Origin of the sequence: Pseudomonas sp. 478 (assembly GCF_003254125.1) — a bacterium.
Lineage (GTDB): Bacteria > Pseudomonadota > Gammaproteobacteria > Pseudomonadales > Pseudomonadaceae > Aquipseudomonas.
Window position 1 is genome coordinate 369,900 of sequence record NZ_QKZG01000007.1, and the last position, 15,977, is coordinate 385,876.

The 15,977-nt window shown below is 57.2% G+C and carries 12 protein-coding genes and 1 pseudogene; 1 reads left to right on the forward strand and 12 read right to left on the reverse strand.

The window, feature by feature from the left end:
• Window positions 1-34: 34 nt before the first annotated feature.
• The 9 genes from sucD to sdhC form a co-directional block, all read right to left on the reverse strand.
• Window positions 35-916, reverse strand: coding sequence for a succinate--CoA ligase subunit alpha (gene sucD / locus DFS28_RS17270; RefSeq protein ID WP_003172813.1), 882 nt, complete (start codon window positions 914-916; stop codon window positions 35-37).
• Window positions 916-2,082 carry an ADP-forming succinate--CoA ligase subunit beta gene (sucC, locus tag DFS28_RS17275; protein WP_008148602.1) on the reverse strand — a complete coding sequence of 389 codons (1,167 nt, stop codon included), beginning with the start codon at window positions 2,080-2,082 and terminating at the stop codon, window positions 916-918. Before sucC ends, sucD begins: the two co-directional genes overlap by 1 nt.
• A gap of 200 nt (window positions 2,083-2,282) precedes the next feature.
• A complete protein-coding gene (gene lpdA / locus DFS28_RS17280) occupies window positions 2,283-3,719 on the reverse strand; it encodes a dihydrolipoyl dehydrogenase (RefSeq protein WP_111450755.1) in 1,437 nt (478 codons plus the stop codon).
• A gap of 110 nt (window positions 3,720-3,829) precedes the next feature.
• Window positions 3,830-5,050 carry a 2-oxoglutarate dehydrogenase complex dihydrolipoyllysine-residue succinyltransferase gene (gene odhB, locus DFS28_RS17285; protein ID WP_008148598.1) on the reverse strand — a complete coding sequence of 407 codons (1,221 nt, stop codon included), beginning with the start codon at window positions 5,048-5,050 and terminating at the stop codon, window positions 3,830-3,832.
• A 42-nt stretch (window positions 5,051-5,092) separates the two neighbouring features.
• Entirely contained in the window at window positions 5,093-7,924 is a 2,832-nt protein-coding gene (locus DFS28_RS17290; RefSeq protein ID WP_111450756.1) for a 2-oxoglutarate dehydrogenase E1 component, read from the reverse strand.
• Window positions 7,925-8,186: 262 nt separating this feature from the next.
• The gene (locus DFS28_RS17295; protein WP_111450757.1) at window positions 8,187-8,891 is read right to left on the reverse strand and encodes a succinate dehydrogenase iron-sulfur subunit; all 705 of its coding nucleotides are present in this window, start codon (window positions 8,889-8,891) and stop codon (window positions 8,187-8,189) included.
• Between the two features lie 11 nt (window positions 8,892-8,902).
• Entirely contained in the window at window positions 8,903-10,678 is a 1,776-nt protein-coding gene (sdhA, locus tag DFS28_RS17300) for a succinate dehydrogenase flavoprotein subunit (protein ID WP_046048042.1), read from the reverse strand.
• A gap of 3 nt (window positions 10,679-10,681) precedes the next feature.
• Window positions 10,682-11,050: a succinate dehydrogenase, hydrophobic membrane anchor protein gene (sdhD, locus tag DFS28_RS17305; RefSeq protein WP_027922414.1), complete on the reverse strand. Its 369-nt coding sequence runs from the start codon at window positions 11,048-11,050 to the stop codon at window positions 10,682-10,684.
• Entirely contained in the window at window positions 11,044-11,418 is a 375-nt protein-coding gene (gene sdhC, locus DFS28_RS17310; RefSeq protein WP_111450758.1) for a succinate dehydrogenase, cytochrome b556 subunit, read from the reverse strand. The genes sdhD and sdhC overlap by 7 nt, the downstream gene beginning before the upstream one ends.
• A 363-nt stretch (window positions 11,419-11,781) precedes the next feature.
• Between sdhC and gltA the strand changes: the two genes are divergently transcribed.
• Window positions 11,782-13,071 carry a citrate synthase gene (gene gltA / locus DFS28_RS17315; RefSeq protein ID WP_008148584.1) on the forward strand — a complete coding sequence of 430 codons (1,290 nt, stop codon included), beginning with the start codon at window positions 11,782-11,784 and terminating at the stop codon, window positions 13,069-13,071.
• Between the two features lie 613 nt (window positions 13,072-13,684).
• Here gltA and DFS28_RS17325 read toward each other — a convergent pair.
• The 3 genes and pseudogenes from DFS28_RS17325 to DFS28_RS30895 form a co-directional block, all read right to left on the reverse strand.
• Window positions 13,685-15,343 (reverse strand): cation acetate symporter, encoded by a 1,659-nt coding sequence (locus DFS28_RS17325; RefSeq protein ID WP_111450760.1) that lies wholly within the window; start codon window positions 15,341-15,343, stop codon window positions 13,685-13,687.
• Window positions 15,340-15,651, reverse strand: coding sequence for a DUF485 domain-containing protein (locus DFS28_RS17330; RefSeq protein WP_017337238.1), 312 nt, complete (start codon window positions 15,649-15,651; stop codon window positions 15,340-15,342). The genes DFS28_RS17325 and DFS28_RS17330 overlap by 4 nt, the downstream gene beginning before the upstream one ends.
• A gap of 161 nt (window positions 15,652-15,812) precedes the next feature.
• A pseudogene (locus DFS28_RS30895) lies at window positions 15,813-15,977 on the reverse strand (IS110 family transposase); the annotation flags it as partial.

Genomic DNA, 15,977 nt, shown 5'->3' on the forward strand with positions numbered 1-15,977 from the left:
CTTTGTTGGGTGGAGCGTCAGCTAAGCGCGAGGCTTACTTGACAGCCCAGCCAGTCAGCTCGGCCAGGGCCTTGCCGATGTCTGCCAGCGAACGCACGGTTTTAACGCCTGCGTCTTGCAGAGCAGCGAATTTCTCGTCTGCAGTGCCTTTGCCGCCAGAGATGATTGCGCCAGCATGGCCCATGCGCTTGCCCGCAGGGGCAGTCACACCAGCGATGTAGGAAACAACCGGCTTGGTCACGTGTGCCTTGATGTAGGCAGCCGCTTCTTCTTCAGCCGAACCGCCGATCTCGCCGATCATTACGATCGCTTCGGTCTTCGGGTCTTCCTGGAACAGCTTCAGGATGTCGATGAAGTTCGAGCCTGGGATCGGGTCACCGCCGATGCCGACGCAAGTCGACTGACCGAAACCGGCGTCAGTAGTTTGCTTGACAGCTTCGTAGGTCAGGGTGCCGGAACGGGAAACGATACCGACCTTGCCTGGCAAGTGAATGTGACCTGGCATGATGCCGATCTTGCATTCGCCTGGAGTGATCACGCCTGGGCAGTTAGGACCGATCAGGACTACGCCCAGCTCGTCGCACTTGACCTTGGCATCCAGCATGTCCAGGGTAGGAATGCCTTCAGTGATGCAAACGATCAGCTTGATGCCGCCGAATGCTGCTTCCAGGATGGAGTCCTTGCAGAAAGGAGCTGGAACGTAGATCACGCTGGCGGTGGCGCCAGTGGCAGCTACAGCGTCTTTCACGGTGTTGAACACTGGCAGACCCAGGTGCTCGGTGCCGCCTTTGCCTGGAGTTACGCCACCCACCATCTTGGTGCCGTATTCGATGGCTTGCTGGGTGTGGAAACTACCTTGCGAACCGGTAATACCCTGGCAGATAACTTTGGTGTCTTTATTGATCAGGACGCTCATTATTTGCCCTCCGCAGCTTTGACAACTTGTTGAGCAGCGTCGGTCAGGCTGGTAGCAGCGATGATGTTCAAACCGCTTTCTGCCAGTACTTTAGCGCCCAGCTCAGCGTTGTTGCCTTCAAGGCGAACAACAACCGGGATTTTCACGCCGACTTCTTTCACTGCGCCGATGATGCCTTCGGCAATCATGTCGCAACGAACGATGCCGCCGAAGATGTTGACCAATACTGCAGCGACGTTAGTGTCGGACAGGATGATCTTGAACGCTTCGGTAACGCGTTCTTTGGTAGCACCGCCGCCCACGTCGAGGAAGTTGGCTGGTTTGCCGCCATGCAGGTTGACGATGTCCATGGTACCCATGGCCAGGCCAGCACCGTTGACCATGCAACCGATGTTGCCTTCCAGCGCTACGTAGTTCAGTTCGAACTTGGCAGCGTGCGCTTCGCGCGGATCGTCTTGCGACGGATCGTGGAAAGTCTTCAGCTTAGGCTGACGGTACATGGCGTTGGCGTCGATGTTGATCTTGGCGTCGAGGCAATGCAGATCGCCATCAGCCTTGATCACCAGCGGGTTCACTTCCAGCAGAGCCAGGTCGTGATCCTTGAACAGCTTGGCCAGACCTACGAAGATCTTGGCGAACTGAGCAACTTGCTTGCCTTCCAGACCCAGCTGGAATGCCAGCTCGCGACCCTGGAATGGCTGAGCGCCAACCAGTGGATCGATAGTGGCCTTGAGGATTTTCTCAGGGGTGTCGTGAGCGATTTTCTCGATGTCCACGCCACCTTCGGTGGAAGCCATGAACACGATGCGACGGCTCGAACGGTCAACGACAGCGCCCAGGTACAGCTCTTTAGCGATATCAGTGCACGATTCAACCAGGATCTTGGTGACTGGCTGACCATTGGCATCAGTCTGGTAAGTCACCAGACGCTTGCCCAACCACTGTTGAGCGAATGCTTTGGCGTCTTCTTTGCTGCGAACCAGCTTAACGCCGCCCGCTTTACCGCGACCACCTGCGTGAACCTGGGCTTTGACAACCCATTCGGTCCCGCCGATTTTGTCGCACGCTTCTGCTGCTGCTTCCGGGGTGTCTACGGCGAAACCCTGGGATACTGGCAGGCCGTATTCAGCGAACAGCTGCTTACCCTGATACTCGTGAAGATTCATGCTTATTACCGTCTTCGTTAGGTACTGCGCATTCGGTGCTGCACTTGTTCAAGTGCCGCACCACCTGTGACTGCTGCTTGCGTAGGTGTTCCGGATAACCGGCGAGACTACGCAAGGCTGCGTCCGGCGGACATTCCGCGGTGAGTCTTGCACGCAAGGCTCACGACGGGCCTTCCGCCGTGGTTTCTTATTGTCTTGTCTTAACGCTTCTTGCGGTTGGCAATGTGGATGGCGCCGCCATTCACAGCCAGAGCTGCTTCGTGCAAGGCTTCGGACAGGGTCGGATGGGAGAAAACCATCATGCCCAGGTCTTCAGCGCTGGTGCCGAATTCCATACCGATCGCGCCCTGCTGAACCAGTTCTGCAGCGCTCGGGCCAATCACGTGGACGCCCAATACGCGGTCAGTCTTGGCATCAGCGATGACTTTCACGAAACCGCCGGTGTCGTTGGCTGCCATGGCACGGCCACTGGCTGCGAACGGGAAGGTGCCAACGTTAACTTCAACGCCTTCAGCCTTCAAGGTCTGCTCGGTTTTACCGACCCACGCGATTTCCGGGTGAGTATAAATAACCGAAGGGATCAAATCATAGTTCATCTGGGCTTTGTGGCCCTTGATGCGCTCGACGACCATGATGCCCTCTTCCGAAGCCTTGTGTGCCAGCATCATGCCGCGAACCACGTCGCCGATCGCGTAAACGCCCGGTACGGTGGTGGCGCAGTGATCGTCAACGTGCACGAAACCGCGCTCGTCCAGGGTCACGCCGCAATCAGCGGACAGCAGATCAGTGGTCACCGGACGGCGACCAACGGCTACGATCAGCTTGTCAAAAGTGATGTTCTGTTCGCCGTTGGCATCGGTGTAGTTCACGACTACTTCGTTGCCGTTCACTTTGGAACCGGTAACACGAGCGCCCAGCTTGATGTCCAGACCTTGTTTGGTCAGGGTTTTCAGCGCTTCCTTGGAAACGGCAGCGTCTGCGGCCATCAGGAAGGTGTCCAGCGCTTCAAGAACGGTGACTTCTGCGCCCAGACGGGACCAGACCGAACCCAGTTCCAGACCGATCACGCCAGCGCCGATCACGCCCAGACGTTTAGGTACGGATTGGAATTCCAGCGCGCCAGTCGAATCGACGATCACATTCTGGTCAACGGGAGCTGGCGGAATGTCGATCGGACGCGAGCCCGGAGCCAGAATCACGTTCTCGGCTTCAATGATTTCTACCGAGCCGTCTGGCTTGGTGACTTCGACTTTCTTGCCGGCCAGCAGTTTGCCGTGGCCCTGGATCGAGGTCACACCGTTGGCTTTGAACAGGGTGGCAACACCCGAAGTCAGGCCTTTGACGATGTTGGCTTTACGGCCGACCATTGCTGGTACGTCCATGGTCACGCCAGCGTGATTGATACCGTGGATCGCGAAACCGTCCTGGGCTTCGTGGAACTTCCAGGAGCTGTCCAGCAGCGCCTTGGATGGAATGCAGCCGACGTTCAGGCAAGTACCGCCGAGGGCCAGTTTGCCTTCCTTGTCGGTGTATTTCTCGATGCAGGCAGTGGAGAGGCCCAGTTGCGCTGCTTTAATGGCAGCCACGTAACCGCCAGGGCCCGCGCCAATCACTACCAGGTCGAATTTCTGAGTCATGTGTCATTCCTTCTCGAATCAAACCGGACGGCCCCTTTTGAGGACCGTCGTGGGACGAAGCTGGTCATTACAGGAGGGCCGTCCATCACTGGATGGCCCGTGCAACGAAATCAGATATCCAGCAGCAAACGAGCCGGGTCTTCCAGCAGGTTCTTGATGGTAACCAGGAAGGTCACAGCTTCTTTGCCATCGATCAGACGGTGATCGTAGGACAGAGCCAGGTACATCATCGGACGGATAACAACCTGACCGTTGATCGCCATAGGACGCTGCAGAATGTTGTGCATGCCCAGGATGGCCGCTTGAGGCGGGTTGACGATCGGCGTCGACATCATCGAACCGAAAGTACCACCGTTGGTGATGGTGAACGTACCGCCGGTCATCTCGTCCATCGACAGTTTGCCGTCACGAGCCTTCTTGCCGAAGGTGGCAATGCCGCCTTCGATTTCAGCCAGGCTCATCAGTTCGGCGTTACGCAGAACCGGAACAACCAGGCCGCGGTCGCTGGAAACAGCAACACCGACGTCAGCGTAGCCGTGATAAACGATGTCAGCACCGTCGATCGACGCGTTGACAGCCGGGAAGCGTTTCAGCGCTTCGGTGGCAGCCTTGACGAAGAACGACATGAAGCCCAGGCGCACGCCATTGTGGGACTTCTCGAACAGGTCCTTGTACTTCGAACGCAGGGCCATGACTTCGGTCATGTCGACTTCGTTGAAAGTGGTCAGCATTGCCATGTTCGATTGAGCTTCAACCAGACGCTTGGCAACGGTGGCCCGCACGCGGGTCATCGGTACGCGCTTCTCGATGCGATCGCCGGCAGCGAACACTGGAGCAGCACCAGCAGGCGCAGCAGCCTTGGCAGGTGCGGCTGCCGGAGCAGCTTTCTTGGCAGCTACAGCGGCAACAACGTCTTCCTTGGTCACACGACCGCCTTTGCCAGTGCCGGCAACGGAAGCGATGTTGATACCGTTTTCTTCAGCCAGCTTGCGAGCAGCCGGTGCAGCAACAGGATCATCTTCGCCTTCAGCGGCAGGAGCAGCAGCTTGTGCAGCGGCCGGAGCAGCGGCAGCAGCTGGAGCGGCAGCAGCGCCGCCCGCTTCGATGGAGCCCAGGACTTCGTCGGACAGAACGGTGTCGCCTTCGTTCTTGACGATAGCGCCCAGTACGCCGTCAGCGGTGGCCAACACTTCCAGTACGACTTTGTCAGTTTCGATGTCGACGATCAGGTCATCGCGCTTGACGGCGTCGCCCGGCTTTTTGTGCCAGGTGGCAACGGTGCCATCGGCAACCGATTCCGGGAAAGTGGGGGCTTTGATTTCGATAGCCATTATCTGTGGGTCCTTAAATTCGGTTTCAGGTGCGCGAAGGCGTTAAACAGTAAAGGCGTCTTGCAGCAGTTTTTCCTGCTGCTCAGCGTGCATCGATGCATAACCACAAGCAGGTGCAGCAGAAGCCTCACGGCCCGCGTACTCGAGTACGAGAGACTTATTGAGCGTACTGATGCTACGACGCAAGTGGTGTTGGCTGCAGTACCAGGCACCCTGGTTCATCGGCTCTTCCTGACACCAAACGGCATGCTTGGCGTTGGTGTAAGGAGCCAGGACTTCTTTCAAGTCGTCCTCAGGGAATGGGTACAGCTGCTCGATACGCACGATGGCGATGTCATCACGACCTTCGGCACGGCGTTTTTCCAGCAGGTCGTAGTAGACCTTGCCGCTACACAGAACAATGCGCTCGACCTTTTTCGGGTCCAGGGTATCGATTTCCGGGATAACGGTCTGGAACGAACCTTCGGCCAGATCTTCCAGGGTCGAGATGGCCAGTTTGTGACGCAACAGCGACTTAGGAGTCAGGACGATCAACGGCTTGCGCAGCGGGCGAATCACCTGACGACGCAGCAAGTGGTAGATCTGAGCAGGCGTAGTCGGGACGGCGACCTGAATATTGTGCTCGGCGCACAGCTGCAGGTAACGCTCCAGACGAGCCGAAGAGTGCTCCGGACCCTGACCTTCATAACCGTGCGGCAGCAGCATGGTCAGACCGCAGAGACGGCCCCACTTGTGCTCGCCACTGGTGATGAACTGGTCGATAACCACCTGGGCACCGTTGGCGAAGTCGCCGAACTGGGCTTCCCAGATCACCAGCGCCTCAGGCGTGGTGGTCGAGTAACCGTATTCGAACGCCAGCACGGCTTCTTCGGACAGGAACGAATCGTACAGGTCGAAACGTGGCTGGCCCTTGTACAGGTTTTGCAGCGGGATGTAGGTACCCGCGTCTTTCTGGTTGTGCAAGACAGCGTGACGGTGCGAGAACGTACCGCGACCGATGTCCTGACCCGTCATGCGAATCGGGTGACCTTCGAACGCCAGGGTCGCGTACGCCATGGTTTCGGCGTAACCCCAGTTGATCGGCAGGCCGCCGGCTTGCATTTTCTGACGGTCTTCGTAGATTTTCGAGACCTGGCGCTGAACCACGAAGCCTTCCGGAATCTCCAGCAGCTTGGCGGACAGTTCCTGCAAGGTTTTCAGATCGAAGCGAGTGTCGTGACGCGCGGTCCAGGCGTGGCCCAGATACGGACGCCAGTCCACGAACAACTCTTTGTTCGGCTCTTTGACCAGGCTTTTTACAACATGCAGACCGTTGTCCAGCGCGTTGCGGTATTCGTCGATCTTCGCCTGAACACGCTCTGCGTCCAGCACACCGCTCTGGGTCAGATGATCGGCATACAGTTCACGGGTCGTGCGCTGCTTGGCGATCTGCTGATACATCATGGGCTGGGTGCCGCTTGGCTCGTCGGCCTCGTTGTGGCCGCGACGACGGTAGCAGAACATGTCGATGACCACGTCGCGCTTGAACTGCATGCGGTAGTCGATGGCCAACTGGGTCACGAACAATACAGCTTCCGGATCATCGCCATTCACATGGAGGATCGGCGCCTGGATCATTTTCGCAACGTCGGTCGCGTACTCGGTGGAGCGCGCGTCCAGCGGGTTGCTGATGGTGAAACCAACCTGGTTGTTGATTACGATGTGCACGGTGCCGCCGGTCTTGAAACCGCGGGTCTGCGACATCTGGAAGGTTTCCATGACCACGCCCTGACCTGCGATTGCAGCGTCACCGTGGATGGAGATCGGCAGAACCTTCTCGCCGGTAGGGTCGTTACGACGATCCTGACGGGCGCGAACCGAACCCTCGACCACTGGGGAAACGATTTCCAGGTGGGACGGGTTGAACGCCATGGCCAGGTGAACTTCACCGCCGGTGGTCATCACGTTGGACGAGAAGCCCTGGTGATATTTAACGTCACCGGAACCCAGCTCGACCTTCTTCTTGCCTTCAAACTCGTCGAACAGCTCGCGCGGGTTCTTGCCGAAGGTGTTGACCAGCACGTTCAAACGACCACGGTGGGCCATGCCGATAACGATTTCCTTGGTGCCGTAGGAACCGGAACGCTGGATCAGCTCGTCGAGCATCGGAATCAGGCTCTCGCCGCCTTCCAGACCGAAACGCTTGGTACCCGGGTATTTGGTACCCAGGTATTTTTCCAGACCTTCGCCGGCGGTAACACGCTCGAGCAGGTGGCTCTTGATGTCGGCGGAGTACGTCGGACGGCCGCGCACGCTTTCCAGACGCTGCTGGAACCACTGGCGCTGCTCGGAATCGGTGATGTGCGTAAATTCAGCGCCGATGGTGCGGCAATATGTCTGCTGCAACGCTTCGTGAATTTCGCGTAGGCTCGCCTCCTCTTTGCCGATGAACAGGTCGCCGGCACGGAAGGTCGTATCAAGATCGGCATTGGTCAAGCCGTAATGATTGATCGACAGGTCTGCAGGTGCAGGACGCTGCCACAGCCCCAGCGGGTCAAGCTGGGCTGCCTGGTGGCCACGCATACGGTAGGCCTGGATCAATCGCAGCACTTCAACTTGCTTCTTCTCGTGCTCACTGCTCACGCTGCCGGCGGAAACCGGTTGGGCGCGGCGCTGGTTCTTTGCCAGCAAGACGAAATGATCGCGAATTGTGGAGTGCGAAACATCGGTGGCAGTGTTGCCGTCAGCAGGCAACTTCTGGAAGTAGGTGCGCCACTCTTCTGGCACAGCGTTAGGGTCGTGCAGGTAGAGCTCGTAGAGCTCTTCCACATAGGCAGCGTTACTACCGGATAGGTAGGCGCTGTTCCACATGCGCTGCATCACGCTTTCTTGCATGCTTGGTCACCCTCGGTTAGGGGAACACCACCGGCGTCGACACCGAGCACGCTTGCAGAAGTCCGAATGCAGCGACTAAAACAAGCCACTTAGGATCACGCTGATAGTCCGGGTACCAGCCCGGATGCCCCTGCTTGTCTCATTTCTTCAAAATAAGAGCCGCAGCCTTATAAGCTGCTGCTCAGGTTAAAACTACGGCGCCGGTTGAAGCCTGCGCCGTAGCATCTACGGGTACAGCGGTCTTGCGGATACTACAGCTGAATCACACGCCGCTTTGCAGCAGCATGTTACGTACGTGACCGATGGCCTTAGTCGGGTTCAGGCCTTTCGGGCAGACGTTGACGCAGTTCATGATCCCGCGGCAGCGGAATACGCTGAACGGGTCATCCAGTGAAGCCAGACGCTCGGCAGTCTTGGTGTCGCGGCTGTCTGCCAGGAAGCGATACGCTTGCAGCAGAGCAGCTGGACCCAGGAACTTGTCCGGGTTCCACCAGAAGGACGGGCAAGAGGTCGAGCAGCAAGCGCACAGGATGCACTCGTACAGACCGTCGAGCTTTTCACGCTCTTCAGGGGACTGCAGACGTTCGATGGCCGGAGCCGGCGTGTCGTTCTGCAGGTATGGCTTAACCTTTTCGTATTGCTTGTAGAAGATGCTCATATCGACGACCAGGTCACGGATTACCGGCAAACCTGGCAGAGGACGAACGATCAGCTTGTTACCTTTTACGACAGCGGACAGCGGCGTGACGCACGCCAGACCGTTTTTGCCGTTGATGTTCATGCCGTCGGAACCGCAAACACCTTCACGGCAAGAGCGACGATAGGAGAAACCTTCGTCCTGCTCTTTGATCAGGGCCAGCACGTCCAGCACCATCAGGTCTTTACCACCGGTATCGACCGTAAATTCCTGCATGAACGGCGCAGCGTCCTGATCAGGGTTGTAGCGATAAACACTGACTTGCAACATGGCGGCCACCCTTAATAAGTCCGAATCTTAGGTTCAAAAGTCGGAACAGTCTTCGGCGAGAAGTTCACAGCACGCTTGGTTACGCGCTTGTCACCCGGGAAGTACAGGGTGTGGCACAGCCAGTTTTCGTCGTCGCGATCTTCGTAGTCTTCACGGGCGTGAGCGCCGCGGGACTCTTTGCGGATCTCTGCAGCGATGGCGGTAGCTTCGGCCACTTCCAGCAGGTTCTGCAGTTCCAGAGCTTCGATACGAGCGGTGTTGAACGCCTGGCTCTTGTCGTTGATCTTGACGTTGGCGATACGGCCACGCAGATCAGCCAACTGAGCAATACCCTTCTGCATGTATTCGCCGGTACGGAATACACCGAAGTAGTTCTGCATGCAGCTTTGCAGCTCTTTACGCAGGGTGGCGACGTCTTCGCCCTCGGTACGCGAGTTCAGGCCATCGAGACGTGCCAGGGCAGCGTCGATGTCGGACTGACGAGCGCGGGTGTAGTCGACGCCTTCTTTGAGGGTCTGTTCCAGGAACAGGCCGGCAGCACGACCGAATACCACCAGGTCGAGCAGCGAGTTGCCGCCCAGACGGTTGGCACCGTGAACCGATACGCAAGCCACTTCGCCTACTGCGAACAGGCCCGGGATGATCTGGTCAACGCCGTCGGCATCCTGAGTGATTGCCTGACCGTGGATGTTGGTCGGCACGCCGCCCATCATATAGTGGCAGGTTGGAACGACCGGAATCGGCGACACAGCTGGATCGACGTGGGCGAAGGTCTTGGACAGTTCCATGATGCCTGGCAGACGGCTGTGCAGAACTTCTTCACCGAGGTGATCGAGTTTCAGCATTACGTGGTCGCCATCCGGACCGCAACCGTTGCCGGCGATGATTTCTTTAACCATCGAACGGGCTACAACGTCACGACCAGCAAGGTCTTTGGCGTTCGGAGCATAACGCTCCATGAAACGCTCGCCGTGCTTGTTGATCAGGTAACCGCCTTCACCGCGGCAACCTTCAGTCACCAGTACACCGGCGCCGGCGATGCCGGTCGGGTGGAACTGCCACATTTCAATGTCTTGTACCGGCACGCCAGCACGCAGAGCCATGCCGACGCCGTCACCGGTGTTGATCAGGGCATTGGTGGTGGACGAGTAGATACGACCTGCACCGCCAGTCGCCAGTACAGTGGCGTTAGCGCGGACGTAGGAAGTTTCGCCGGTTTCGATGCAGATGACGATCATGCCGACAAAGGCACCATCTTCGTTCTTCACCAGGTCGACACCGTAGTATTCGTTGAGGAATACAGTGCCGGCCTTCAGGTTGGCCTGGTACAGGGTGTGCAGCAGTGCGTGACCGGTACGGTCGGCAGCGGCGCACGTACGGGCAGCCTGGCCACCTTTACCGAAGTCTTTCGACTGACCGCCGAACGGGCGCTGATAGATGCGGCCTTGTTCGGTACGGGAGAAAGGCAAGCCCATGTGCTCGAGTTCGAAGACCGCTTCCGGGCCTACGGAACACATGTATTCGATAGCGTCCTGGTCACCGATATAGTCGGAACCCTTGACGGTATCGTACATGTGCCAGCGCCAGTCATCGTTCGGATCTGCCGAGGCGATGGCGCAGGTGATGCCACCCTGGGCGGATACAGTGTGCGAACGAGTCGGGAAAACCTTGGTAACTACGGCGGTCTTGTGACCACCTTGTGCCAGCTGCAGAGCAGCGCGCATACCAGCACCGCCGCCGCCAATAATGATGGCGTCGAACGAAAGCGTATTAACTGTAGTAGACATGAATCAGATACCCCAGAGAATCTGCACACCCCAGACGAAGTAAGCGAACATCGCAACGCCGCATACCGCCTGGAAAAGGAAACGTATTGCAGTCGCGGACTTGCCGAACGCCATTGGCGTCAGGTAGTCGGTCGCGATGGTCCACATGCCGACCCAGGCGTGAGCGCCGAGGGCAACGAGGGCCAGGAGACTGAAAATACGCATCCAGTTGCTTGCGAACAGTTCATGCCATTGGGCGTAGCCGATGCCAGGATGGGCAACGACGTATCCGATCAGGAAGATGAAATAAGCCGCGAGAACGACCGCAGACACACGTTGTGCCATCCAGTCATAGAGGCCCGAACGCGACAGGTTCGTGACGTTAGTTACCATATCCAAACTCCTGCCAGAACGATTACCACCACGGAAAAGGCGATAACGATTTTCGAGCCCAGTTTGCCGCCCTCAAGCGACTCGCCGATGCCCATGTCCATCATCAAATGGCGCACACCGGCAACCAAGTGATACAGCAAGGCGGACAGGATGCCCCATGTCACTAGCTTGGCTAGCGGACTGGTCAGACACGCTTTCACCTGACCGAAGCCTTCTTCCGAGTCGAGCGACTTGTCCAATGCATAAAGCATGATGGCCAGGCTGACAAAGAGGATGATTCCGGAGATTCGGTGAAGAATGGACGTGTAAGCAGTGACTGGGAGTTTGATGGTCCTTAGGTCTAGGTTTACAGGTCGTTGGCTATTCACGGCTTTTTTTCACACTGAAGAGCCCCTAACAATCAGGGCAAAGTTGTTGGGGAGTGCACTGGTCAGGTACCCACCACCCAGGGAGTGCGACCCCCAGTAAAGCAGGCCCAAAAGCCCCTGGCGGTCGGAGGCCGAGTATAGACAGTTAGGCTACTAATGACAACGCAATCGCCTTCCCCTAATAGCTCATTGCACAAGTCGTATAAAAGGCGTAAATGGCAGTCAATTTCGAGGAAAAAGTCCGGTTAAAGCCTTCTGGAGCAAGACTTTAGGCAAATTGACATTCAAATTTATCTCACTATAGTGGTGCGGGCCCTGCGTGGGGGGTCTGTCTGATGATTTCAAGCATAAATAGGAGGCCACATGGCTGACAAAAAAGCGCAGTTGATCATCGAGGGCGCAGCCCCCGTCGAGCTGCCCATTTTAACCGGCACCGTTGGTCCCGATGTTATCGATGTTCGGGGCCTGACGGCCACGGGCCGTTTCACCTTTGACCCTGGTTTCATGTCGACAGCTTCCTGCGAGTCGAAGATCACCTATATCGACGGCGACAACGGCATCCTGCTGCACCGCGGCTACCCGATCGAACAGTTGGCTGAAAAGTCGGACTACCTGGAAACCTGCTATCTGCTGCTCAACGGCGAATTGCCGACCGCAGAACAGAAGGCCCAGTTCGTCAGCACCGTGAAGAACCACACCATGGTTCACGAGCAGCTGAAGACCTTCTTCAACGGCTTCCGTCGCGACGCCCACCCGATGGCCGTCATGTGCGGCGTAGTCGGCGCCCTATCGGCCTTCTACCACGACTCCCTGGACATCAATAACCCGCAGCATCGCGAAATCTCCGCGATCCGTCTGGTTGCCAAGATGCCCACCCTGGCAGCGATGGTTTACAAGTACTCGATGGGGCAACCCATGATGTACCCGCGCAACGACCTGACGTACGCGGAAAACTTCCTGCACATGATGTTCAACACCCCGTGCGAGATCAAACCGATCAGCCCGGTACTCGCCAACGCCATGGACAAGATCTTCATTCTCCATGCCGACCACGAGCAGAACGCATCGACTTCCACCGTACGCCTGGCCGGCTCTTCGGGTGCCAACCCGTTCGCCTGTATCGCCGCCGGCATCGCTGCACTGTGGGGCCCTGCCCACGGCGGCGCGAACGAAGCTGTTCTGACCATGCTTGATGAAATTGGCGATGTGTCGAACATCGACAAGTACATCGCCAAGGCCAAGGACAAGAACGATCCGTTCAAACTGATGGGCTTTGGTCACCGGGTTTACAAAAACCGCGACCCACGCGCAACAGTCATGAAGCAGACCTGCGACGAAGTGCTGAAAGAACTGGGCATTACCAACGATCCGCAACTCGAACTGGCCATGCGCCTGGAAGAGATCGCCCTGACCGACCCGTACTTCATCGAACGCTCGCTGTACCCGAACGTCGACTTCTACTCGGGGATCATCCTCAAGGCGATCGGCATTCCAACCAGCATGTTCACCGTCATCTTCGCTTTGGCGCGGACCGTCGGCTGGATCTCCCACTGGAAAGAAATGCTCTCCAGCCCGTACAAGATTGGCCGTCCGCGCCAGCTGTACACCGGCTACGAGTCGCGTGACATCACCAAGCTGGAAGACCGCAAATAAGACCTGTCTTGCGATAACGTCTTAAAGTTGCACCGGAAACGGCCTCTATTTATATAGAGGCCGTTTTTGTTTGTGCGATGAACCTGATCGTTCTCACGCGAGGGAACGATCAGTGAGCGACAGGTTGTTGATCTGGCTTTGGCTTTGGCTTTGGCTTTGGCTTTGGCTTTTGATGTTGACCCTGCTTTTGATCTTTCGCCCCTTCGGCAGGCCGAGCAGAGGTGTTCATCAGGGGGGTTAGGCGCGTAGCGCCGTGCGACGAAGCCGCACACATCGAGAGGAGGTCGTCGCGAAGCAGACCGTAGGCGATGCCCCCCTGATGGACACCGTAGCGAGGGAACACTGAGCTTTAGCGAAGTGCCGTACGCCGGGGCGAAGCCTTTTGCTTACTTTTTGGCGTTTGAAAAAGCGAGTCGCTGTAAAAGCGAAACCATAATCAGCCGTTACCGCAGAAACGGATATGTACACCATCAAAAATCTCGACCAGCCGCGAAACAGCCTTCGCGAGCAAGCCCGCTCCCACAGGGTCCGATAACCGCCCAATAAAAAATGCCCCAATCTCTCGACCGGGGCATTTCTGTTTAACGCAGCTTATATAGCCAAGCCTGAAGCCTTAGTGAGCAACCGCCCCACTCGCCCCCAACCCCGTCTGCGAACGAACAAACTGCGGGAAGAACAACGCACGCTCATTAACACCGGCCGTCGACTTGTCAGTGATCGAGAAGAACCAGATCCCTATAAACGCAATGGCCATGGAGAACAGCGCCGGGTACTCATACGGGAAGATAGCCTTCTCGTGATGCAGGATCTGCACCCAAATGGTTGGCCCAAGGACCATCAAGCCAACGGCACTGATCAGACCCAACCAACCGCCGATCATCGCACCACGCGTGGTCAACTTCTTCCAGTACATGGAAAGCAGCAGCACCGGGAAGTTACAGCTCGCCGCGATGGAGAACGCCAGGCCCACCATGAACGCGATGTTCTGGCTTTCGAACAGAATGCCCAAGCCGATTGCCAACACACCCAGGCAGACGGTGGTGATTTTCGAAACGCGAATCTCATCCTTGTCGTTGGCCTTGCCTTTCTTGATCACGCTGGCATAAAGGTCGTGAGACACCGCCGTAGCACCGGCCAGCGTCAAACCAGCCACCACAGCCAGAATGGTTGCGAACGCGACTGCCGAGATGAAGCCCAGGAAGATACTGCCACCCACCGCGTTAGCCAGGTGCACCGCCGCCATGTTGTTGCCGCCCAACAGCGCGCCAGCCGCATCTTTAAAGGCAGGGTTGGTGCTGACCAGCAAGATCGCGCCGAAGCCGATGATGAACGTCAGGATGTAGAAGTAGCCGATGAAGCCGGTTGCATACAGCACGCTCTTGCGAGCTTCTTTCGCGTCACTCACGGTGAAGAAGCGCATCAGAATGTGCGGCAGGCCAGCGGTACCGAACATCAGTGCCAGGCCAAGCGAGAATGCCGAGACCGGATCTTTCACCAGGCCGCCCGGGCTCATGATCGCTTCACCTTTAGGGTGAACCTTGATCGCCTCGGAAAACAGCAAGCTGAAGTCGAAGTTGACGTGCTTCATGACCATCAGCGCCATGAACGAAGCACCGGACAGCAGCAACACGGCCTTGATGATCTGCACCCAAGTGGTCGCCAGCATGCCGCCGAACAACACGTACATGCACATCAGGATACCGACCAGGATCACCGCAACGTAGTAGTCGAGACCGAACAGCAGCTGGATCAGCTTGCCGGCACCGACCATTTGCGCGATCAGGTAGAACGCCACCACCACCAGCGAACCGCAAGCGGACAGCGTGCGGATCTGGGTTTGCCCAAGGCGGTAGGACGCCACGTCGGCAAAGGTGTATTTACCCAGGTTACGCAGGCGCTCGGCGATCAGGAACAGAATGATCGGCCAGCCCACCAGAAACCCGATCGAGTAGATCAGGCCGTCGTAGCCAGAAGTGAACACCAGGGCGGAAATACCCAGGAAGGACGCCGCCGACATATAGTCGCCGGCGATTGCCAGACCGTTCTGGAGGCCGGTGATCTTGCCACCCGCCGCATAATAGTCGGCTGCCGAATTATTGCGCTTGGAAGCCCAGTAGGTGATGCACAGGGTCAGACCAACGAACGCGACGAACATCAGGATCGCGGAAACGTTGAGCGGTTGTTTTTGCACTTCGCCGGTCAGGGCTTCACCTGCCCAGGCGCCAGGTGCAAAGGCTGCGATGCTCAATAGAGCCATTAGACGCCGGATCATTGCTGAGCCTCCTTGAGAATCGCATTGTTCAGGTCGTCGAATTCGCCATTGGCGCGTCGTACGTAGATTGCCGTCAGGATAAAGGCCGAGAGAATCAGCCCGACACCAATGGGTATCCCCCAGGTAATCGAAGACTCGGGGCTGATTTTCGCCCCCAGAATATGCGGCCCGTAAGCAATCAAAAGGATGAATCCGGAGTAAAGCCCAAGCATGATCGCCGAAAGAATCCAGGCGAACCTTTCTCGCTTACTAACCAGCTCCTTGAAGCGTGGGCTGTTTTGAATCGAGAGGTAAATGCTGTCGTTCATTGTTTTTATCCTCGCAGCACAGATGAAGTTGGAACGTTATCCACTCTATGCGGCTACGGAACTGGTTCCAGACGACCTTAGTATTAGAACGACATGACGGTTATGCCATTTTCCGGTCTGCATCAAACACTGTGGGAGATTCTATGGTTGAGGGAAAGCCCTCAACTGGCTTTTGGCTGATATTCGCTTTGACCTTTCAGCAAGGCGAATACCACCCGAGCAAGCTTGCGCGCCAGCATCACCAGCGCCTGAGTGGTGCTGAAACCCCGCGCTCTTTGTTCTTCGTAATACCCTTTCCAGGCTTTCGTACGGCTAGCCGACATCGC

Coding starts and splice junctions, on each gene's coding strand:
- sucC (WP_008148602.1), bottom strand. CDS start 2,082: ATGAATCTTCACGAGTATCAGGGTAAGCAGCTGTTCGCTGAATACGGC.
- sdhD (WP_027922414.1), bottom strand. CDS start 11,050: ATGGTAACTAACGTCACGAACCTGTCGCGTTCGGGCCTCTATGACTGG.
- lpdA (WP_111450755.1), bottom strand. CDS start 3,719: ATGACTCAGAAATTCGACCTGGTAGTGATTGGCGCGGGCCCTGGCGGT.
- sucD (WP_003172813.1), bottom strand. CDS start 916: ATGAGCGTCCTGATCAATAAAGACACCAAAGTTATCTGCCAGGGTATT.
- odhB (WP_008148598.1), bottom strand. CDS start 5,050: ATGGCTATCGAAATCAAAGCCCCCACTTTCCCGGAATCGGTTGCCGAT.
- DFS28_RS17295 (WP_111450757.1), bottom strand. CDS start 8,891: ATGTTGCAAGTCAGTGTTTATCGCTACAACCCTGATCAGGACGCTGCG.
- DFS28_RS17290 (WP_111450756.1), bottom strand. CDS start 7,924: ATGCAAGAAAGCGTGATGCAGCGCATGTGGAACAGCGCCTACCTATCC.
- sdhA (WP_046048042.1), bottom strand. CDS start 10,678: ATGTCTACTACAGTTAATACGCTTTCGTTCGACGCCATCATTATTGGC.
- DFS28_RS17330 (WP_017337238.1), bottom strand. CDS start 15,651: ATGAACGACAGCATTTACCTCTCGATTCAAAACAGCCCACGCTTCAAG.
- gltA (WP_008148584.1), top strand. CDS start 11,782: ATGGCTGACAAAAAAGCGCAGTTGATCATCGAGGGCGCAGCCCCCGTC.
- DFS28_RS17325 (WP_111450760.1), bottom strand. CDS start 15,343: ATGATCCGGCGTCTAATGGCTCTATTGAGCATCGCAGCCTTTGCACCT.